16 protein-coding genes are annotated in these 19,854 nt (G+C 64.6%); 9 read left to right on the top strand and 7 right to left on the bottom strand.

What is annotated here, in order from left to right; translation table 11 throughout:
- The first annotated feature begins 46 nt into the window (after nt 1-46).
- Nucleotides 47-496, top strand: coding sequence for a DUF2214 family protein (locus RB623_RS20965; RefSeq protein WP_308058910.1), 450 nt, complete (start codon nt 47-49; stop codon nt 494-496).
- Here the strand turns inward: RB623_RS20965 and nth are convergent.
- Entirely contained in the window at nt 490-1,275 is a 786-nt protein-coding gene (gene nth, locus RB623_RS20960) for an endonuclease III (RefSeq protein WP_308058909.1), read from the bottom strand. The genes RB623_RS20965 and nth overlap by 7 nt on opposite strands.
- A gap of 22 nt (nt 1,276-1,297) precedes the next feature.
- Here nth and RB623_RS20955 point away from each other — a divergent pair, with 22 nt between their 5' ends.
- From RB623_RS20955 to RB623_RS20930, 6 genes are all read left to right on the top strand, one after another.
- Nucleotides 1,298-1,789, top strand: coding sequence for a DUF2244 domain-containing protein (locus RB623_RS20955; protein ID WP_308058908.1), 492 nt, complete (start codon nt 1,298-1,300; stop codon nt 1,787-1,789).
- Nucleotides 1,790-1,900: 111 nt separating this feature from the next.
- Entirely contained in the window at nt 1,901-5,206 is a 3,306-nt protein-coding gene (locus RB623_RS20950) for a type ISP restriction/modification enzyme (RefSeq protein WP_308058907.1), read from the top strand.
- Nucleotides 5,207-5,304: 98 nt separating this feature from the next.
- On the top strand, nt 5,305-5,589 hold the full coding sequence (locus RB623_RS20945; protein ID WP_308058906.1) for a hypothetical protein: 285 nt from the start codon (nt 5,305-5,307) through the stop codon (nt 5,587-5,589).
- Between the two features lie 122 nt (nt 5,590-5,711).
- Nucleotides 5,712-6,617 (top strand): methylated-DNA--[protein]-cysteine S-methyltransferase, encoded by a 906-nt coding sequence (locus RB623_RS20940; protein ID WP_374121723.1) that lies wholly within the window; start codon nt 5,712-5,714, stop codon nt 6,615-6,617.
- 299 nt (nt 6,618-6,916) lie between these two features.
- Complete coding sequence (locus tag RB623_RS20935) at nt 6,917-7,819, top strand: ribokinase (protein WP_308058905.1); 903 nt, start codon at nt 6,917-6,919, stop codon at nt 7,817-7,819.
- A gap of 306 nt (nt 7,820-8,125) precedes the next feature.
- The gene (locus RB623_RS20930) at nt 8,126-8,374 is read left to right on the top strand and encodes a hypothetical protein (protein ID WP_308058904.1); all 249 of its coding nucleotides are present in this window, start codon (nt 8,126-8,128) and stop codon (nt 8,372-8,374) included.
- A 50-nt stretch (nt 8,375-8,424) separates the two neighbouring features.
- On the opposite strand, the gene RB623_RS20925 is transcribed toward RB623_RS20930, so the two are convergent.
- A complete protein-coding gene (locus RB623_RS20925) occupies nt 8,425-9,447 on the bottom strand; it encodes a fatty acid desaturase (protein WP_308058903.1) in 1,023 nt (340 codons plus the stop codon).
- 144 nt (nt 9,448-9,591) lie between these two features.
- Nucleotides 9,592-10,464 carry a LysR family transcriptional regulator gene (locus RB623_RS20920; RefSeq protein WP_308058902.1) on the bottom strand — a complete coding sequence of 291 codons (873 nt, stop codon included), beginning with the start codon at nt 10,462-10,464 and terminating at the stop codon, nt 9,592-9,594.
- A 135-nt stretch (nt 10,465-10,599) separates the two neighbouring features.
- On the opposite strand from RB623_RS20920, the gene RB623_RS20915 reads away from it, so the two are divergent.
- Nucleotides 10,600-10,827, top strand: coding sequence for a hypothetical protein (locus RB623_RS20915; RefSeq protein WP_308058901.1), 228 nt, complete (start codon nt 10,600-10,602; stop codon nt 10,825-10,827).
- 18 nt (nt 10,828-10,845) lie between these two features.
- Here the strand turns inward: RB623_RS20915 and uvrB are convergent, their stop codons facing one another.
- The gene (uvrB, locus tag RB623_RS20910; protein ID WP_308058900.1) at nt 10,846-13,902 is read right to left on the bottom strand and encodes an excinuclease ABC subunit UvrB; all 3,057 of its coding nucleotides are present in this window, start codon (nt 13,900-13,902) and stop codon (nt 10,846-10,848) included.
- A gap of 215 nt (nt 13,903-14,117) precedes the next feature.
- On the opposite strand from uvrB, the gene RB623_RS20905 reads away from it, so the two are divergent.
- Entirely contained in the window at nt 14,118-15,101 is a 984-nt protein-coding gene (locus RB623_RS20905) for a DUF3137 domain-containing protein (RefSeq protein WP_308058899.1), read from the top strand.
- 59 nt (nt 15,102-15,160) lie between these two features.
- Here RB623_RS20905 and RB623_RS20900 read toward each other — a convergent pair whose 3' ends face one another.
- The 3 genes from RB623_RS20900 to RB623_RS20890 all read right to left on the bottom strand — a co-directional run bounded on the left by RB623_RS20900 (nt 15,161) and on the right by RB623_RS20890 (nt 19,771).
- Complete coding sequence (locus RB623_RS20900; RefSeq protein ID WP_308058898.1) at nt 15,161-16,363, bottom strand: hypothetical protein; 1,203 nt, start codon at nt 16,361-16,363, stop codon at nt 15,161-15,163.
- A 563-nt stretch (nt 16,364-16,926) separates the two neighbouring features.
- Entirely contained in the window at nt 16,927-18,138 is a 1,212-nt protein-coding gene (locus RB623_RS20895) for a mandelate racemase/muconate lactonizing enzyme family protein (protein ID WP_308058897.1), read from the bottom strand.
- A 16-nt stretch (nt 18,139-18,154) separates the two neighbouring features.
- On the bottom strand, nt 18,155-19,771 hold the full coding sequence (locus RB623_RS20890; RefSeq protein WP_308058896.1) for a GMC family oxidoreductase N-terminal domain-containing protein: 1,617 nt from the start codon (nt 19,769-19,771) through the stop codon (nt 18,155-18,157).
- Between the last annotated feature and the right edge of the window lie 83 nt (nt 19,772-19,854).

Here is a 19,854-nt window from a genome sequence, read left to right as displayed (position 1 = left end):
TTGCTGACCTAGTCATCTTGACACTGTAAACATTTGGGACCGACCGATGGACGCCGCCCTTGTCGATCTCCTGCTCGCCATCGCCCACCATGGCCTGGCCTTCCTGCTTGCCGCGTTGCTCGCCGCCGAACTCGTGCTGGTTCGCACCGGGCTCGACGCGCGCGGCCTGCCGCTGCTCGGCCGTATCGACGGCGTTTACGGCATGACGGCCGGCCTGCTGATCCTCGTCGGCATCTGCCGCGTGATCTTCGGCCTGAAGGGCTGGGAGTTCTATGTCCAAAATCCGGTCTTCTGGCTGAAGATGGCGGCCTTGGCCGCGGTCGGGCTGCTCTCCATCCCGCCGACGAGGCGCATCATCCGCTGGCGCCTCGCCGCGCCCGGCATCGTCCCGGACGCCGAGATCGCCGCCCTGCGCAACTGGCTGAAGGCCCAAGCCGGCTTCTTCGCGCTGATCCTGATCTTCGCCGCCGCCATGGCGCGCGGTTTTGGTTACTGAGCTGCCTCCAGCCCGTCGCTCACCCCGATCTCCACCAGCGGCGCCGGCACCGATGTGGTCTTCTCGGGCGATTTGCACAAATCGGCGATCACGCAGCGCGGGCAGTCCGGCTTGCGCGCCTTGCAGACATAGCGGCCGTGCAGGATCAGCCAGTGATGCGCGTGGCGCATGTATTCCGGCGGGATGATCTTTATCAGCCCGGCCTCCACCTGCTCCGGCGTTTTTCCGGGCGCCAGCAGCAGCCGGTTGCCGATCCGGAAAATATGGGTGTCAACGGCCATGGTCGGCTGGCAGAACGCCATGTTGAGCACGACATTGGCGGTCTTGCGCCCGACCCCGGGCAGCTTGACCAGGTCCTCGCGCTCCGCCGGCACCGCGCCGCCATGCTCGGAGATCAACGCCTGTGACAGCGCGATCACGTTCTTCGCCTTGCCGCGCCACAGGCCGATGGTGCGGATGTATTGGCCGACCTTCTCCTCGCCCAGCGCCGCCATCTTCTGCGGCGTATCGGCCGCGGCGAACAGCGCGCGCGTCGCCTTGTTGACGCCGGCGTCGGTCGCCTGCGCCGACAGCACCACCGCGACCAGCAGGGTGAATGCGTTGACGTGCTCCAGTTCGCCCTTCGGCTCCGGCCGCTGCACCGAGAATCGCCGGAAAATCTCGCGCACCTCGTCGGGCCGATAGATCGAACGGGGCCTTGCCGGCCTTGGCCGCGGCTTGACGTTCGAGCCGTCCCGCGTGGCTGCGGGTGCGACGCTTTTTGCCTTGGGGTTTTTCATCGGCCCTCTATAATTATTCGCCATGGACGACACAAACGCCATGCGCGAGCCAGACGAACCCTTCTTCCGGGCGCTGCTTACGCCGCACCGGTCGCTGGGCCGCAAGGGTTTTGCTATCCTCATGGGTGCGCTGCTGTTCGGCTGGCTCGCCACCGGCGCCTTCTTCCTGTCGCATGGCGCATGGCCGGTCTTCGGCTTCTTCGGCCTCGACGTGCTACTGGTCTATGGGGCGTTCCGGCTGAATTACCGCGCCGCCCGCGCCCGCGAGGAAGTGTCGGTGTCGCGCACCGCGCTCGACATCAAGAAGACCGCGCCGTCGGGCCGCTCCGAGGCGCATCGCTTCAACCCGTTCTGGACGCGCTTTTCCGTCTCGCGCCACGACGAGATCGGCATCACCCGCATGATGGTGGAATCGCGGGAGAAGGCGGTGTCGCTTGGCTCCTTCCTCAACCCCGACGACCGCGAGAGTTTCGCCGCGGCGTTTTCGTTAGCGCTGGCCCGGGCGAAGAGCTGAGTCGGCGACCAGTCATTCAAAAAAACACCTGCAATGGTTGAAACTGTCGCATAGGCTGCGCGCCGGAACGATTCATGGGCTTGGGACCATGCGGATGCCGGGGGGTGGCTGTTGGCTGCGATAACTCTTGCCGAGGCGGTGTCGGCTTACGGCGTGTCGCTAAGACCCAAGCTGGCGAACCCGGCCATTGGCGGCCAGCCGGAAGACCAGCTTCGCGCCCCGCTCGAACTTCTGGTGAAGGATTTGGCCCGCGCCGGGAGCCTTCAGGGCGACGTGCAACTGGTTGGCGAAACGAGCCTGGCGGACATCAAGACCCGTCCGGACTTCGCGGCCACCGTCGACAGCGCGCTGGTCGGCTTCATCGAGGTCAAGGCGCCGGGCAAGGGCGCCGACCCGCGCCATTTCACGTCCCAGCACGACAAGGACCAGTGGAACAAGCTGAAATCGCTGCCGAACCTGCTCTACACCGACGGCCAGTCGTTCAGCCTGTGGCGGGATGGCGCCATCGTCGGCAAGGTCGTTGCGCTGGACGGCGACATCGAAAGCGCCGGCGCGAAACTTGCCGCGCCGGACGCACTGCTACCGCTGATCCTCGATTTCCTCACCTGGGAGCCGATCCGTCCGAGCAATGCGAAGCGCCTTGCCGAAATCACCGCCCGGCTCTGCCGTTTGTTGCGCGACGAGGTGATCGAGCAGCTCGCCAGGAACAGCGAAGGCCTGACGGCGCTGAAACACGACTGGCGCAAGCTGCTGTTTCCGGAGGCCAATGACGAACAGTTTGCCGACGGCTACGCCCAGGCCGTCACCTTCGGCCTGCTGATCGCCCGCGCGCTCGACATTCCGCTTGCAGGCGGCATCCATCAGGCGGCCCATGAACTCAGGAAGACGAACTCGCTGATCGGCACGGCGCTCGGCCTGCTCACCGACGACGAGGCCAACCAGAAGGCGCTGGAAACCTCGCTCAAGACGCTGACGCGCGTTCTGGACACCGTGAACTGGCACACGATCAGCAAGGACAGGCCCGACGCCTGGCTCTATTTCTACGAGGATTTCCTCGACGTCTACGACAAGAAGCTGCGCCGTCAGACCGGCTCCTATTACACGCCGCCGGAGGTGGTGGACGCCATGGCGCGGCTGGTGGACGAGGTGCTGCGCGGGCCGCTGTTCGAACGCCCGGCCGGCCTCGCCTCGGCGGACGTGACGCTTGCCGACCCGGCCATGGGCACCGGCACCTTCCTGTTGGGCGTCTTGCGCCGCATCGCCGATACGGTGGCGAAGGACCAGGGCGCGGGCGCGGTGCCCGGCGCGATCAAGGCGGCGGCGAAACGGCTGGTCGGTTTCGAGCTGCAGTTCGGCCCCTTCGCCGTCGCGCAATTGCGGCTGGTGGCGGAGATGCAGGCGCTCGCCCGGCCGAAATCGGGCGAGGTCGCGGCGATGCCGGAGATGCGGTTGTTCATCACCAACACGCTCGGCGATCCGTTCGTGGAGGAGGAGACGCTGGGACGAATCTACGAGTCTGTCGCCCAGTCCAAACGCGCCGCCAACCGGGTCAAGGCCGAAGAACGAATTACCGTGGTCCTCGGCAATCCGCCCTACAAGAACCAGGCACGCGACAAGGGCGACTGGATCGAACGCGGCAGCTCCGGGCGACCCGCTCCGATGGAATGGTGGTCGCCTCCGCGAGATTGGGGCATTGGCGCGCACACCCACCACCTGAAAAACCTCTATGTCTACTTTTGGCGATGGGCGACGCTGAAGGTGTTCGGCTCGGGATGGGAGGATGCCACTGGCAAACAGATCGACGATCGGTATGGCATCGTCTGCTTCATTACTGCGGCCGGATTTCTCAACGGTCCCGGCTTCCAGAAAATGCGCGAGGAACTGCGGCGGGATTGCAGCGACATATGGGTGATCGATTGCTCGCCTGAAGGACATCAACCAGACGTGCCGACGCGTATCTTTCAGGGCGTGCAACAGCCGGTTTGCATTGTGCTCGCGGTCCGTCCGGCTGACAAGGAACGGAAAGAGCCGGCCCGCGTCCGCTACTTCACGCTGCCCAGGGGAAGGCGAGACGTCAAACTCAAGGCTTTGGGTGACCTTTCATTGGAATACAGCGGCTGGAGAGGGGGGGCCAGTGAATGGCGCTCCGCCTTCTTGCCTGAGAAGAGCGGGGAATGGGCGACGTTCCCCCTGCTTGCCGAGTTCTTTCTCTGGTCGAGTCCTGGTGTAAAAACGCATCGTACCTGGGTTATCGCGCCGGATTCGGAATCGCTGCCACAGCGGTGGGACGCTCTCCGTCACGAGTCAATCATCGAGAAGAAAGAGAATCTATTTCATCCAGATCGGGATCGATATTTGGAAAAGGTTGTGTCTGTCGGACTAGGTACTCATGGAGTAAGAAGCATTACCGTTGCCAAGGATGAAGGACCAGTTGTCGAACCCTGTAGATATGGTTTTCGATCCTTCGATCGGCAGTGGATCGTGCCGGATCACCGACTTCTAAGCATGGCACGACCCGAACTATGGAGCTGCTATTCAAGCCGCGAGATCTACCTGACTGCGCTAGAGGCACACTCTCCCACTTCCGGCCCAGCGACAACATTTGCATGCCTAGTCCCAGACCAGCATCACTACAAAGGCTCCTTCGGCGGCCGCGTGTATCCCCTCTGGCGCGATGCCGCCGCCAAGACCCCCAACATCCCGCCAAAACTTCTCGCCGAACTGGCCTTGGCCTACGGCCAGCCCGTCTCCGCCGAGGACGTGATGGCCTATCTCGCCGCTGTTTTGGCGCATCCGGCCTTTACCGCGCGTTTTCAGCCCGATCTGGTGCAGCCCGGCCTGCGCGTGCCGCTGACGGCCGATCCGGCGCTGTTCAATGAAGCCGTCGGGCTCGGGCGCGAGGTGATCTGGCTGCATACCTATGGCGAGCGTTTCGCCGATCCCGCGGCCGGACGGCCCAAGGGGCCGCCGCGCATGCCGGAGGGTCAGCGGCCTTTCATTCCCGAGGACGGCGGCATTCCCGGCGCGCCGGAGCCGCTGCCCGATACGATGGACTATGACGCGGCCAGGCGCCGGCTCTCCGTCGGCAAGGGGTTCGTCGACAATGTGTCGCCGGAAATGTGGACCTATGAGGTCTCGGGCAAGCAGGTGGTGTGGCACTGGTTCAGCTATCGCCGCCGTGACCGCACCCGCCCGCAGATCGGCGACAAGCGCCCGCCCTCGCCGCTCGACAGGATCCAGCCCGACCACTGGCTGCACGAATACACGACCGACCTGATCGACCTGCTCAACGTGCTGGGGGGCGTCGTCGCGCTGGAGCCGCGCCAGGCCGCGCTGCTGGAACGCATCCTCGAAGCGGAATTGATCAAGGCCGATCACCTGAGGGTGGCGCTTGGCGAGGTCGGCAAGGGCAACTGACAGGAACTGTCGGGAAAGCGGGGATAAGCCGGCAACGCGCCATCGTGTAGCCGATTTGGCTGGGCCATAGTGGGGTACGAATCGTACCCGGTAAAACCATGGCCAGCAGGAACCAGCTCGATCTTTTCGGCGCGGACGAGCCCGAACTCTTCGACGAGGACGCGCCGACCGTCTACTATTACGGTGATCCCGACCGTGTGCGCGCCCATGTCGGCCGGCTGATCGCGGAGGCACGGGCGGCCAAGACCGTGCCGTGGGACGAAGACAGCCTGCGGCTGTACCGCAAGATCGTGCCGCAAATGGTGCTCTGGCTGCCCGAGGACGAGGCAAGGCAACTGTGCTTCGACTTCGAGGAGGAAATGCGCCGGCTGCTTGCGGCGTAGCGGCGGCGCGTCGCAGGCGCCTCCAAAAACCTTCCACAAAGTCAGGTTTCGGGTGGTTTGGCGCCTCTTTCGGCCCGATATTCGGGGCCAAGGAGAAGATTGCCATGAACGCTCATCCCGCTATGAATACCGCCATGTCGCTCAAACCTGCGCCCGTCCTGCAACGCGAGATCACGCCCGAGGGTGGCGACTATTCGACCGTCTGCCGGGTCATCGAAAAGATCAGCCTCGACTATCGCGACCAGCCGTCGCTGGAGGCGCTGGCCGACGATGTGGGCGAGACGCCGACCGGCCTGCAAAAGCTGTTCACCCGCTGGGCCGGCCTGTCGCCCAAGGCTTTTCTCCAGGCCGTCACCTTGGATCATGCGCGAAAACTGCTGGACGACGGCATGCCGCTCTTGGAGACCTCCTACGAACTCGGCATGTCCGGTCCCGGCCGGCTGCACGATCTGTTCGTCACCCATGAGGCGATGTCGCCCGGCGATTACAAGACGCGCGGCGAAGGCCTCACTATCCGCTACGGCTATCACATCTCGCCTTTCGGCATCGCGCTGATCATGGTCACCGACCGGGGGCTGGCGGGGCTCTCCTTCAACGATCCGGGCGAGGAGCGGGCGGCCTTCGCCGACATGAGCGGCCGCTGGCCGAACGCGACCTATGTCGAGGACATGTCGGCCACCGCGCCCTATGCCGCGCGCATCTTCGATCCGGCCCGCTGGCGCAACGACCAGCCGCTGCGGGTCGTCATGATCGGCACCGACTTCCAGGTCAGCGTCTGGGAGGCATTGCTGAAGATCCCGATGGGCAAGGCGCGCAGCTATTCCTCCATCGCTTCGGAGATCGGCCGGCCGGGCGCCTCGCGGGCGGTCGGTGCTGCCATCGGCGCCAACCCGCTGTCCTTCGTGGTGCCTTGCCACCGGGCGCTCGGAAAGTCGGGCGCGCTTACCGGCTACCATTGGGGGCTGACCCGCAAGCGGGCGATTCTTGGCTGGGAGGCCGGCCAGCTCGGCGGCAAACCCGCAGCCTGATTTTTCGGCCTCTTGCCGCGAAGCGATTTGCGTGTCGCGGCAAGCCCGAAGCGGTCAAAAGGCAGTGCAAAGCCGCAAAAGCCGGGGTCGGAATGAAGTCCATCGCGGTCTTTTGCCGATGCCATCGCAGCAAGCTATTGAAATCGTGCGATCTTCCGGACTTCACGCGCTGCGAAAGCGGAGCAGTCGCGGCCCGAACAGGTTGAGGCAAAGCCCGGCGATCACCGCTTCCGCAACGCCATGTTTGCAACCTCGCGCCGACACGCTAAAGCTCTGAAAAGAAAGCGGGAGCAGTGTCCTTGATCATCGTCGTCGGTTCGATCAACCTCGATCTCATCGCCAATGTCGAGCGCCTGCCGGCGCCTGGCGAGACCGTGCCGGGCTCGACCTTCCGCACCGCGCCGGGCGGCAAGGGCGCCAACCAGGCGCTGGCGGCGGCGCGGGCCGGCGGCAAGGTTCGCATGGTCGGCGCCGTTGGCAAGGATGCCTTTGCCGGCGAGGCGCTGGCGCTGCTGAAAGAGGGCAAGGTCGACCTCGCCGGCGTGCGCGAAGCCGCCGCCGCCACCGGCGTGGCGCTGATCTTCGTCGACCGCCACGGCGAAAACGTCATCGTCATCGTGGCCGGCGCCAACGGCACGCTGCTGCCGGGCGATCTCGCCAAGGCCGATTTCCGCAAGGGCGACGTCGTGCTGCTACAGAACGAGGTGCCGCTGGAGACGGTCGAAGGTGCGCTCGACGCTGCGCGGAAAGCCGCCGCGCGGTCTATCCTCAACACCGCGCCGTTCCGCCCGGAAGCCGCGCATTTACTGGCAAAGGCCGATCACGTAGTCGCCAACGAGACGGAGTTCGACCTCTATGCGGAGGCGCTGGGGCTCGCAGGCGACACGCGGCAAGAACGCATGCGCGCCTTTGCGAAACAGACCGGCCGCGCCATCGTCGTGACATTGGGCGGCGACGGCGTCATCGCCGTTGAGGCAGGCCGGGAACTTCGCGTCCCGGCTCTGAAGGTTACGCCGGTCGATACGGTCGGCGCGGGGGACACGTTCTGCGGCTATCTCGCCGCCAGCTTGTCGGACGGCTTGCCGCTCGACCGGGCGCTTGCGCGCGCCGCGGCCGCAGGCTCGCTCGCCTGCACAAAACATGGCGCGCAGCCGTCGATCCCGCTCCACGCAGAAGTCGACGGGGCGCTCAGACCGAGCTGACCGGCGGTCCCGCGCTCCGATCCTGGACCGCGCGTGTTCGCTCTTTAGTCCAAGCCGCTGCCGATCCTCGATCGCGAGACGGTGACGGAAGTGCCAGATGCGCCGCCGCAAGGCTGCCCTGGCAACGATTTCGGCGCCGCCAGCCGGAACTGACGAAGCTTGCGATCACGAAAAAATGCAGAAATTCATAAAAAGTGATTTTCGAGGTCTTCCTGAATCCCGAATCACGGAGTTCCCTATAGGTAAGGCGGCCGGAGAGCAGCTTGGGGAGGAAACGCAACGCCGAAACAGGAAGGAGGCTCGACAATGATCCGTTATCCGACTGTGCCCAAGAGCCTCGACGCCGATTCGATCGAGCGCGACATGGTTCTCGACCCAGTGGAACGTGCCGAGATCGAGCGTGCCATCGAGGCGGTCTGCGCCGAACTCGGCCTTGGCGCCAGTGTTGACGAGCGCCGCACGCGCATCGCTTTCGGGATCAAATCCACTTGGCGCGACGGCAGGCGGTTGCCACTCAATCTGGTCAGCGCCGGCCTGGATGCTGTCGGGGCCTGAGAGCCGACTTTCGTCGTAACGAATGACCTCTCACGAGCATAGGTGGCAGGTCAGGCGATGGCTTGCGCCTCGCGGAAGGAAACCAGTTTGCGCCGGGTTTCGCACCACAACACCAGCTTCACGCATTGCAGGCTGGCGAGCGGGGTGATGCGGCCGATTTGGCTGAGTTCCGGGTGATCGCGCATCACTTCCGGAAGCCGGTAGCACGGAACGCGGCTCGACAGATGATGGACGTGATGGACGCCGATATTGCCGGTGAGCCAGCGCAGCATGCCAGGCAAATGATAATAGGATGAGCCGTGCAGGGCCGCATCCTGGAATTTCCAGTCCGGATCATGGTCCCAACGGGTGTCCTCGAACTGGTGCTGAACGTAGAACAGCCAGATTCCGGCCGCGCCCGCCAGGATGACGATCGGCATATGCACGGCGAGGAACGGCCACGGGCCGACCAGCCAGATCAGCCCGCCGGCAATGAGGGCAATCGCGGCATTGGTCGCCATCGTGGATACCCATGGCTCGAGACTGCCGCGCATCATGCCGATGGGCAGCCGCTGCTTGAGCAGGAATAGCCAGATAGGGCCGATGCCGAACATCACGAGGGGATTGCGGTAGAGCCGGTATCCGAGCCTGCCCCACCACGACAGCGCGCGATATTCAGCGATGGTCAGCGTGGTTATGTCGCCGACGCCGCGGCGGTCGAGGTTGCCGGCGGAGGCATGATGCTCCGCATGGGCACGGCGCCAGTAGTCGTAGGGCGTCAGCGTCAGCACGCCGATCGCCCGGCCGGTCCAGTCGTCGCCATGGCGGTGCGCGAAGAAGGAGCGGTGACCACAATCATGCTGGATCATGAACAGCCTTAGCAGGAAGCCTGCGGCAGGTACGGTGAGAACCAGGCCGATCCACCAGCCGTAATGAACGCAAGCCCATGCGAGCGCCCACAGGCCGCAGAAAGGGAGGAGAGTGACGGCCAGTTCGAAGGCGCTGCGGCCCCGGTGCGGCCTGGCATAGGCGGAAAGAATTTTCGGCCACGCTTTTGCGTGGCCGGCAGTCGTCGTAGCGGCGTCTGATCGCATCGGCGACTAATGTCAGGACGGGAGCGGGCGCGCAAGGACGGCCGGCCGCAATACATGCCGAGGCTGGTCACATCGTGTTGTACAGGACGTTGAAGTGCAATCTCACTGTCTTGCAGTCAATCCCACACGTCGCAACGCGCTCGCCTACGCCGCGCGCTGAATGCCGCTGCCGAGTTGATCCCTGATATGGCTGGCCAGTTCCAGTGCGATGTCGCCGGCTCCGGCGCGGGGCAGATACAGGTTGATCGTGAAGGGAGGCAGGTCGGGCAGACCGCTGCGTTCGCCCAGAATCTGTAGGTTGGAAGGCACGGTCGAGGCCAGCATCGGCGCGACGGCGATGTCAGCCTCCACGGTGGCGCAGATCGGCTCAAAACTGCTGACCTCGCAGACGGATCGCCAATCGCGCCCCACGGCCGCCAGCGCGCGCAACGCTTCGGGCCGATGCGGACAAGTATCGTCGCCGGTTGATATGGGCAGTGGGTTGCGCTCATGGGCGTGGCCGCCGCGCGCGCCGGCCCAGACCAGCGGGTCCGAGAGCAGCGCCTCGCCATGCGGGAAACATGTCTTCTGCACCGTGAAGGTCAGATCAACCTCGCCTCTGTCCAGTTTTTCCAGCAGCCGACCGCTGGTGTCGCAGATGATCGACACCCGCACGCGCGGCCACGCTTGGTCGAAGCGCTTTAACACCGGCGTGCCATAGGCGCGGACGATGTCGGAAGGCATACCGAGGCGCACCTCGCCGGCAAATTCCGGCGCGGTCATCATCGCCCAAACCTCGTCGTTGTTGTGCAGGAGGCGTCGTGCCTGCGCAAGCAGGCGCTCGCCGCTCGGCGTCAGCCGCATTCCCGCACGGTCGCGCTCGAAAAGCAGGCATCCGAAGCTTTCCTCAAGCCGCTTCACCTGCTGGCTGATCGCGGCTTGAGTGAGATTGAGAAGCTTTGCCGACTTGGTCATGCCGCCGGTCTCGGCCACGGCAACAAAGGCGCGGAGCAGGGAGATGTCGATGTTACGGGGCATGGCTACCAGACTGCTATCGTCGGCCTCTATAAGGAATCGTAATCGCCAACATCATACACATTCGTTTCCGTTATTCAACGGCGGCAGGTAGGTTCCATCCATCCAATAGCGATGGAGCGTGCCATGACGGACAGGATGTTTGTCGACATCGGTCGAGCCTCGTCGAGCCCACGGGCCGCCGAAATGCTGGGCTTTTGGGGGTTCCGCGGCCGGGAAATGCTTGAAGGCTTGGCCCACTCGTTGCGCTCGTGGAAAGCCGCGCGACAGCTTGGCGCCTATGACTACACGCTGTTCAAGGATATCGGCGTCTCGCGCGGCAACGTCGATTGGCTGGTTCGCAATGGACGGCAGGATGGCCGATGAAGGGGTGCCGTAGCGCCCTCAGTGTCCCGGCCGGCCGCTCTTCTTCGGCCGACGTCCGTGCGCCCGTTCGTCGGCAGGCTCCTCGTAGCTGCCGATGCCGATCTTCTCGCGCTTCACCGGCTTGACGCTGTCGACCGGTTTTTCAGTGCGGCGCACCGTCATCTCGTCGAGGGTGTTCTTGCGGAAGAGCGACTTTCCGCCGTCGTCCGGAACGCCGTAATCGGAGCCGTGCGCCTCGGCATGCGACTGCTTCTTGAACAGGGAGCGCGACACGGCGCCGGCCGGGGTTGTCATGTCGGTGCCGGGACCCATGTCGTCGATCGACGGTTTTGCGAACAGCGACTTGCCCTTGGCGGGCGTGGCATAGTCGCCGGCACGGCCCATCTCGTCGAGCTCCGGCTTGCGGAACAGGTTGGGCCGCGCCGCCTTTTCCGCCGCTTCCGCCGCGCGCGCCGCGTCGAGCTTGCGGAATCGCTCCTGCTCCTCCGCTGTGCGGTGTTTTGCGACACCCTTGTTGTGCTTGCCCTTCTCGCGCCCCGACACGGGGCTGAGGCCCTCTGCCTCGCGCGCCAGCGGGTCGTCGGCGATGGCAAGCTCGGTCTCGCGCAGCCGCTTGATCTCGTCGCGCAGGCGGGCGGCGCGCTCGAAGTCGAGGTCGGCAGCGGCGTTGCGCATCTCTTTTTCCAGATGTTCGAGATGCGCCTTGAGATTGTTGCCGACCATCGCGCCGCTCGCGGCGAAGCCGGAAATGTCGGGGCGGACGTGATCCTTCTCGTAGACCGAGTCGAGGATGTCGGCGATGCGCGACTTGACGCTTTCCGGCGTGATGCCGTTGGCCTCGTTCCACGCCATCTGCTTTTCGCGGCGGCGGTTGGTTTCTGCCATCGCCCGCTCCATCGAGCCGGTGACGGTGTCGGCGTAGAGAATGACTTTTCCGTCGACGTTGCGCGCCGCGCGGCCGATCGTCTGGATCAGCGAAGTCTCCGAGCGCAGAAAACCTTCCTTGTCGGCGTCAAGGATGGCGACGAAGCCGCATTCGGGGATGTCGAGGCCCTCGCGCAGAAGGTTGATGCCGACCAGCACATCAAAAGCCCCGAGCCGCAAATCGCGAAGAATCTCGATGCGTTCCAGCGTGTCGATGTCGGAATGCATGTAGCGCACGCGTACGCCCTGCTCGTGCAGATACTCGGTGAGATCCTCCGCCATGCGCTTGGTCAGCACCGTCACCAGCGTGCGATAGCCCTTCGCCGTCGTCTCGCGGATCTCGCCCAAGACATCGTCGACCTGGCTCTTTGCCGGACGCACCTCAACCGGCGGGTCGATCAGGCCGGTCGGGCGGATGACCTGCTCGGCGAACACGCCGCCGGCCTGCTCCATCTCCCAGCCGCCCGGCGTTGCCGAAACGGCGACGGAAAGCGGGCGCATGGCGTCCCATTCCTCGAAGCGCAGCGGCCGGTTGTCCATGCAGGAGGGTAGGCGGAATCCATATTCCGCCAGCGTCGCCTTGCGCCGGAAGTCGCCGCGATACATGCCGCCGATCTGCGGCACGGTGACGTGGCTCTCGTCGATGAAGATCAGCGCGTTGTCGGGCACATATTCGAACAAGGTCGGCGGCGGATCGCCAGGCATGCGGCCGGTCAGATAGCGCGAATAGTTCTCGATGCCGGCGCAGGAGCCGGTCGCCTCCAGCATCTCCAGGTCGAAGCGCGTGCGCTGCTCCAGCCGTTGCGCCTCCAACAGGCGTCCAGCCTTTTCAAGCTCTTGCAGGCGGTACTGCAACTCTTCCTTGATGGACTTGATAGCTTGATTCAAGGTCGGCCGCGGCGTCACGTAGTGCGAGTTGGCGTAGATCTTCACGCTCTTCAGGTCGCCGGTCTTCTGGCCGGTCAGCGGGTCGAATTCGGTGATCGATTCGATCTCGTCGCCGAACAGAGTGACGCGCCAGGCGCGGTCCTCAAGGTGGGCGGGGAACAGTTCGATCGTGTCGCCGCGGACCCGGAACGAGCCGCGCACGAAGTTGATGTCCTGCCGCTTGTATTGTTGCGCCACAAGGTCGGCGAGAAGCTGGCGCTGGTCGATGCGGTCGCCGACCGTCATCTGGAAGGTCATCGCCGTATAGGTCTCGACCGAGCCGATACCGTAGATGCAGGAGACAGAGGCGACGATGATGACGTCGTCGCGCTCCAGCAGCGAGCGCGTCGCCGAATGGCGCATGCGGTCGATCTGCTCGTTGATGGAGCTTTCCTTCTCGATGTAGGTGTCGGTGCGCGGGACGTAGGCCTCCGGCTGGTAATAGTCGTAGTAGGAGACGAAATACTCGACCGCGTTGTCCGGGAAGAATTTCTTGAACTCGGAATAGAGCTGCGCGGCCAGAGTCTTGTTGGGCGCCAGGATGAGGGCCGGGCGCTGCGTCTCCTCGATCACCTTGGCCATGGTGAACGTCTTGCCGGAGCCGGTGACGCCGAGCAGCACCTGCGTACGGTCGGCATTGTCGACGCCCTCGACGAGATCCTTGATTGCGGTCGGCTGGTCGCCGGCCGGCTGGAAATCCGAGACCATCTGGATGGTGATGCCGCCTTCCGACTTTTCCGGGCGGGCAGGGCGGTGCGGCGTCCAGATCTGGCCGTTCTTGTGCAGCGGGTTGCCGCTCTCGATCAGTGCCGACAGCGCCTCGACGGTGGCGGTTACGCCGCTCTTCGGCAGCGCCTCGGCGTCCTCCAGGCTGATGTCGAGGCCGGGGATAGGGTTGAGGCCGGCGGCGGCGCGCTCGCGCGCGCTGGCGGCGCCGCCCATCGAGGTGCCGCGCGCCGTCTTGGTCGGGGCGGACGAGCGTTCGGGCACCTTCTTCGGTGCCTTGGCTTTCGGCTGCAGCTCGGCTTCCATCTCGATCTGCCGCGCCCAGTCGGACACCGGGCCGGCCAGCGGCGCGCCTTCAAACCCGGTCTGTGGCGCTTCCTCGAAGCCGCCGCGATGCAAGGGTTCGGACGCGTCGAGGTAATCCGAAAGCGGGTTGCCACGCTTGCGGTAACCGTCGTCCTTCGCCGCCGGGGTTTTCTTGTCGGGAGATCTGGCCATGGGCCGAATCTAGGCAGAGTCCGCGCGAATGGGAAGAGCGGCGGTGGAAACCGCGCGAAGCGGCAGACAAATCCTGACACGAGGGTGTCAGGAGGAGGCTACGGTCCGGTCACGTCCGCCGCCGCGCCACGGCGCGCTGGCGACGCCCTGTTCGCCGCTGCTTGCAAAGCCGGCCGGGATCGCCAAAAGATGCACAGGATCACGGGAGCGGTTTCATGGACGCCCAGGAGTTCCTGCCGGACGAAAACGCGGTCGCCGCAATTCGCCGGGACATCGCGGCCTATGAAGCCGGGCGGGTCTCGGCGCGCCGCAAGGTTCTTTGGCGCGTACCGCTGTTGCTCGTGCTGCTGGTCGCCGTGGTCTGGCTGCTGGCGCTGCTTCTCAATGCCATCGCCGATCCGTTCGAGCAATGGACGTCGACGCTGCACGTCTTCCTCTACGTTCTTGGCGCCATCCTGGCTTTGATCCTCTATTGGTGGGCGCGCAAGCCGGTGGCCAATTTGCAGCATTCGTTCCGCTTGAAACTGCTCCCCATCGTTTTCGGCTTCATTGGCAATCTGCGCTACGGCAGGGGTGTTCGGCCGGAATCCTTCGACCGGCTGCCGCCGGAAACTGTCGGCGATTTCGACCGCGTGACCTTCGACGACGTCTTTGCCGGCACCCATGGCGGCTTCAGCTTCGAACTCTACGAAGCCGTCTTCAAGAATAGGATCGGCACGGGCGAGACGACCCTGTTCCATGGCGTGGTCATGGCCTTCGAAACCGAAAGGCCGTTTCCAGGCCTGCTGGTGGCGACGCGCAAGGCGGAGCAGGTGGTGCCTTTCTTCCGCGGCCTGTTCGGCGCCTCGATTGACGAGATCGAGAGCGGCATTCCGACGATCGACGAGAATTACGAGTTCCGCACCGACAACACCGAGGCGGCCGAGACGCTGGTGCGCGGCCGGCTGGCGCGGGCGTTGCAATGGCTGGCGGAGGCCTGGCCGGGCGAACCGGCGCGGGTGGCGCTGCGCGGCGGCGACGGTTTCCTGCTGCTGCCGACGCCGAAGAACTTCTTCGAACTGCCGCCGATTTCCGAGCCGCTGGACTACAAGGCGCATGTCGAGCCGATCATCGCCGACATGGCGTCACTGCTCGCCACGGCGGCGCTGGTGCGCAAGGTCGGCAGCGGCGGCGAGGCAGGGCCAGAGGCACAAGCCTGAGACGCGGGCCGCTGCCGTTCACCGGCGCGGGCCGCGCGGAAGCCGCCTGCGCCTGAGGGTCACGCGCGTCCGGCTTGCTTCATCTCGACGAATTCCGGCACGACCTTGCCACCTTCGACCGTGAAACTATTGGCGACCTCGGCCTTGGCCTTGCGTGATTTGGAGGCCGTATAGAGGCTCTCATACTGCTTCAACTGGGCGACGGTGGCCTGCAATTCGACGATTTCGTCGCGCATCTGCTCGGTCAGCGTCTGCGGATCCGACGCAGCCTCGTCAGGCGCCTGCATGCCCTGGCGGCGCTCCTCGTCCAACTCGCCGGCAACGGCCGAGAATTTCCTCTCCAGGACTTGCCGCTCGGCTTCCATGTCGTTCAGCCTCGAGCGCAGCATCGTCAACTCCGACATGAAGTCGCGCTGCTCGTTGGCCGCCCCCTGCAGCCGGCCGCCAAGGCTCTGGATCTCGTTGCGGAGCGCCTGGTTCTCGCTCTGGAAGCGCTTGTCGCGCTCGGAGAGTTCCGAGGCCAGCCGGGAATTGGTTTCGTTGGCTTCGATCAGCTTTGCCTCAAGCGCGTCGTTGAGTTTCTGCAGCCGCGTGCCGTCGGTCTCTTCGGCGATCAGCCGCGACATGATCTCCGCAAGGCGGGCGGAGTCGCTGGCGTGCATGGCCGAAAGCTCCTCGACCCGGCGGCGGGATTCGGCCTGTCTTTTCTGGGCAAGGTCGAGTTCGACCGAAAGGCCGACACTCTTCTCGCGCAGCATCTCGGATTCGCGCATGTAGCGCTCGGCCTCGTTGGTGCGGGCGGCGTGGGCGGCCTGCGCCTCGCCATAGAGCGACTCGGCGCGAACCACCGCGTTGCGGGCTTCGACCACGTCGAGCCTGAGCCCGCCGATGGTCTCGCGCATGGTTTCGGCCTCGGCGAGCAGTTTCGCCTCGCGCCGCTTCAGCACCTCGACCAACTGGTCGTAGCGGGTGCGCAGGCGCTCCAGCTTGTCGGCCCGCTCCACCAGGCGGCGGTTCTCGGCGGCATAGGCGCCATTACCGTTCTCCAGGTCGTTGGCGCGATGGATGTCTGCGTAGACATCGTTGAGGAAGTCGCGGCTCATATGCTGGGTGGCCAGAATGCTTGCCAGCGCCTCGCCGATGCGGTTCAAGTCGTCCTGGGTGCGGGCGCGCGCCTCCTCGAAAGCGGAGTAGCCGGCGAGGCGGCCCTGGGTGTGGGCGGACTGTCGATCGCCTTGCTCCGCCACTGGCTGTTCCGGCACTGGCTGTTCCGACAATGGTAGGCTGGGCTGTTCTTGCATCTCCGGGGAAAGATCATCCCCCAGCTCCAATGAAGGAACGTCCGCGGTCTCTTCGGGCGGGAGCAAAAACTCCTCGTTGAGAACGTCAGACATGCCGTCCTCGAGCGTGACGAACGCCCTCTTCAACGGATCCCGCCTGGTAAGGATGTTTGCGAGATTCATGGCTACAACCCCCTTGATACTATCATACTGGAACGCACCGGCAGTCGTTTACAAATTGTTAAGGAAGCATACCGCGTTTGATGGGCTTGGGAATAGCCCCCTTGAGAGGAGGTTTTCGTATAGTAAACGGGCATTTGGCTGCGTTGAGGCCCGCATCGAGGGTGAGTTGCGGGTTCAATATAAAAAACTATTGCGGGGTGTGGAAATTTATAGAAATATTGACGATATACTCTGAATTTCTGAAAATCCGCTGCGCGTGCCGGTTGCGCGGCGCTCCACCGGGCCGCCCAATCGTCGAGCGATTTTTTGCTCGGGGGAACCTTGGAGGCGGCACGGTTGGCCTTCCGCTTCCCCCATCGCGGTCAGGGAAACAAGGCTTCCTGCGTCATTTCGAGATGCAGCAGGGCGCCATCATAGGGATGCGCATCGCACACGGCTTCGTCGAGTTCGACGCCGATGCCGGGCTCTTTCGAAGGGATGACGTGGCCGTCCTGCCACTCGATCTTCTTTTTCAGCAGCGTCTCGTGGAATCCGTCCCATTGCTTCAGCGATTCCAGGATCAGGAAGTTGGGCAGCGTCACCGCCAACTGGATGTTGGCGGCACCGACGATCGGCCCGCAATAGCAATGCGGCGCGATCTGGATATGGTAGGCCTCGGCCATCGCCGCGATCTTCTTGGTCTCCAAGATTCCGCCGGAGCGGCCGAGGTCGGGCTGCAGGATCGTTGCGGCGCGCTGTTCGATGACGCGGGCGAATTCGAATTTTGTCGTGAGCCGCTCACCGGTGGCAATCGGGATGCTGGTGCCGCGCGCCACCTCGGCCATGACTTCCGGCATGTCCGGCGGCACCGGCTCCTCGAACCACAGCGGATCGTAGGGCTCGATGGCGCGCGCCATGCGCAGCGCGCCGGACGCGGTGAACTGGCCGTGCGTGCCGAACAATATGTCGGCCTTGGTGCCAACGGCCTCGCGGATCGCCTTCACCATTCGGGCCGAAAGGTCGATGTCGCAGAGGCGGGGCTGGTGGCCGTCATAGACCGTGTAGGGCCCGGCCGGATCGAGTTTCACCGCGTTGAAACCCTGGCGCACATATTCCATGGCGCAGGCGGCGGCGAGATCGGGATCGTTGTAGACATTGACCGGTCCGGCCTCGACCGGCACGACGCTGCCGGCGGTCGGATAGAGATAGGTGTAGCTGCGCAGCGTCTCGTGCACCTGGCCGCCGAGCAGCTTGTAGACCGGTTTCCCCGCCTCCTTGCCGATGATGTCCCAGCAGGCGATCTCCAGCGCCGAGACGCAGCCCATGACGGAAACATCAGGCCGCTGCGAGAAGCCGGAGGAGTAGGCACGGCGGAAGAAGGTCTCGATGTCGTGCGGGTCGCGGCCGACGAGGTAGCGCGCGGCGATATCCTCGATCATCCTTGCCGTGACATGCGGGCCGAAGGTGGCGCTATAGGCCTCGCCAAAGCCGACGACATTGGAGTCGGTGGTCAGCCTCACGAAGATGAAGTAGCGGCCGCCGATGCCGGGCGGCGGATTGCCGACGACCCAGGTTTTCACGTCGGTGATTTTCATCTTGTGCCCTCAGCCGTCATCTAGAATCCTCCAGCACCAGCTCCGCGCCTTTCCAGCCGGTCATGATCGACGGGGCGTTCGTATTGCCGGAAATGTTGTCGGGGAAGATCGAGGCGTCGACGACGCGCAGTCCCGCGAGTCCATGAACCTTCAGCCGCGGATCGACCACGGCCTTCGCCGGATCGGGACCCATGCGGCAGGTCGACACCGGATGGTAGACCGTGCCGGAACGCTTTCGGAAATCCAGGATCAGATCCTCGTCGGAGGTGATGGACGGACCGGGCAGCACTTCCTCGACGATGACTTCGGCCATGGCGGGCTGCGCCGCGATGTGCCGCACGAATTTCACCGCCGCCAGCATCTCGGCGACGTCCTCGTCGGTCGAATAGGCATTGGCGACGATCCTTGGATAGTCGCGCGGGTTTTTCGAGCGGATCATGATCTCGCCGCGGCTGGTCGGCCGGCAATTGGAAAGGCCGATGGAAAAACCCGGCCAGTCGTCGGGCGTCAGGATCGGACGCTCTCCGGCCTTCGGCTTCACCGTGGAAAAGGCCTGGAAATAGAGCTGCATGTTGGGGCGCGGCAGCGAGGGATCGGTGCGGAAGAATCCCCCGCCGGCGTTCATTGACAGCGACAGCGGCCCGCTGCGTAGCAGCAAGTACTGCATGCCGACCCACAGTTTGCCCCACCAGGGCCTCAGGATCTGGTTCAGCGTCGCCTCGCGTCCCCTGTAGGTGTAGTTGACGCCGACATGATCCTCGAGGTTGGCGCCCACATTGCGGTTGTCGTGGACGATGTCGATGCCGAGGCTTTTCAGATGGTCCGCCGGGCCGACGCCGGACAATTGCAGAAGCTGCGGCGAGTTGATCGAACCGGCCGACAGGATCACCTCGCAGGCGGCGCGCACGGTTTTCGTGGCGCCGTTCTGCTCATATTCGATGCCGACCGCGCGTTTGCCCTCGAACAGGATTCTTGTCGCCAGCGCGTTGGTCTCGACGCGCACGTTGTCTCGCCGCATCGCCGGGCGCAGGAAGGCGCGCGCTGCCGACATGCGGCGTCCGTCGCGGGTGGAAATCTGGTAGACGCCGACGCCTTCCTGCGCCTCGCCGTTGAAATCGGGATTGAGGGAAAGCCCGGCCTGCTCGCCGGCCTTGAGATACCGCGTGGTCAGCGGATGGACCAGTTTTGTGCAGTCCGTGACGTGCACGGGCCCGCCCTTGCCGCGCCAATTGTCCGCGCCGGCCTGATTGTCCTCGATCGCCTTGAAGGCGGGCAGCAGGTCGTCGAATCCCCAGCCCGGATTGCCCTGGTCGCGCCAGGAGTCGTAGTCGGCCGGATGGCCCCGAATCCACACCATGGCGTTGATCGAGCTGGAGCCGCCCAAAACCTTGCCGCGGGGCCAATGGTCGGCGTTTCCCGCCAGCCCCGGATCGGGCTCGGCCTTGTAGTTCCAGTTGACGGCGGGATCGTAGAACGTCTTGCCGTAGCCGAGCGGCATCTGCACGTAGAAGCGGCGGTCGCTGCGGCCGGCTTCCAGGACCAGCACGGAAAAGCGGCCGCTTGCCGACAGCCGTTCGGCCAGCACGCAGCCGGCGGAGCCGGCGCCGACGATGACGAAGTCGTAGCTCTGCATGGAGGCGCGGTGATCCCGGTGGGCGGCAGTGCCGACAGTGTAGCGGGGCGCCGCGCGGGCGGCAGGCGGGGCTTCCGGCATCG

It is taken from the genome of Mesorhizobium sp. LHD-90 (assembly GCF_030929505.1).
In the GTDB taxonomy this organism is placed as follows: Bacteria; Pseudomonadota; Alphaproteobacteria; order Rhizobiales; family Rhizobiaceae; genus Kumtagia.
The sequence above is the reverse complement of the archived record's forward strand: the minus strand, read 5'-3'. Positions and strand labels throughout refer to the sequence as shown.

Bases quoted from the DNA above. Each gene is read 5' to 3' on its own strand.
- RB623_RS20915 (WP_308058901.1), top strand. From the start codon at position 10,600: ATGTTTGTCGACATCGGTCGAGCCTCGTCGAGCCCACGGGCCGCCGAA.
- RB623_RS20920 (WP_308058902.1), bottom strand. From the start codon at position 10,464: ATGCCCCGTAACATCGACATCTCCCTGCTCCGCGCCTTTGTTGCCGTG.
- RB623_RS20925 (WP_308058903.1), bottom strand. From the start codon at position 9,447: ATGCGATCAGACGCCGCTACGACGACTGCCGGCCACGCAAAAGCGTGG.
- RB623_RS20905 (WP_308058899.1), top strand. From the start codon at position 14,118: ATGGACGCCCAGGAGTTCCTGCCGGACGAAAACGCGGTCGCCGCAATT.
- RB623_RS20930 (WP_308058904.1), top strand. From the start codon at position 8,126: ATGATCCGTTATCCGACTGTGCCCAAGAGCCTCGACGCCGATTCGATC.
- RB623_RS20890 (WP_308058896.1), bottom strand. From the start codon at position 19,771: ATGCAGAGCTACGACTTCGTCATCGTCGGCGCCGGCTCCGCCGGCTGC.
- RB623_RS20965 (WP_308058910.1), top strand. From the start codon at position 47: ATGGACGCCGCCCTTGTCGATCTCCTGCTCGCCATCGCCCACCATGGC.
- RB623_RS20895 (WP_308058897.1), bottom strand. From the start codon at position 18,138: ATGAAAATCACCGACGTGAAAACCTGGGTCGTCGGCAATCCGCCGCCC.
- nth (WP_308058909.1), bottom strand. From the start codon at position 1,275: ATGAAAAACCCCAAGGCAAAAAGCGTCGCACCCGCAGCCACGCGGGAC.
- uvrB (WP_308058900.1), bottom strand. From the start codon at position 13,902: ATGGCCAGATCTCCCGACAAGAAAACCCCGGCGGCGAAGGACGACGGT.
- RB623_RS20945 (WP_308058906.1), top strand. From the start codon at position 5,305: ATGGCCAGCAGGAACCAGCTCGATCTTTTCGGCGCGGACGAGCCCGAA.
- RB623_RS20940 (WP_374121723.1), top strand. From the start codon at position 5,712: ATGAATACCGCCATGTCGCTCAAACCTGCGCCCGTCCTGCAACGCGAG.
- RB623_RS20955 (WP_308058908.1), top strand. From the start codon at position 1,298: ATGGACGACACAAACGCCATGCGCGAGCCAGACGAACCCTTCTTCCGG.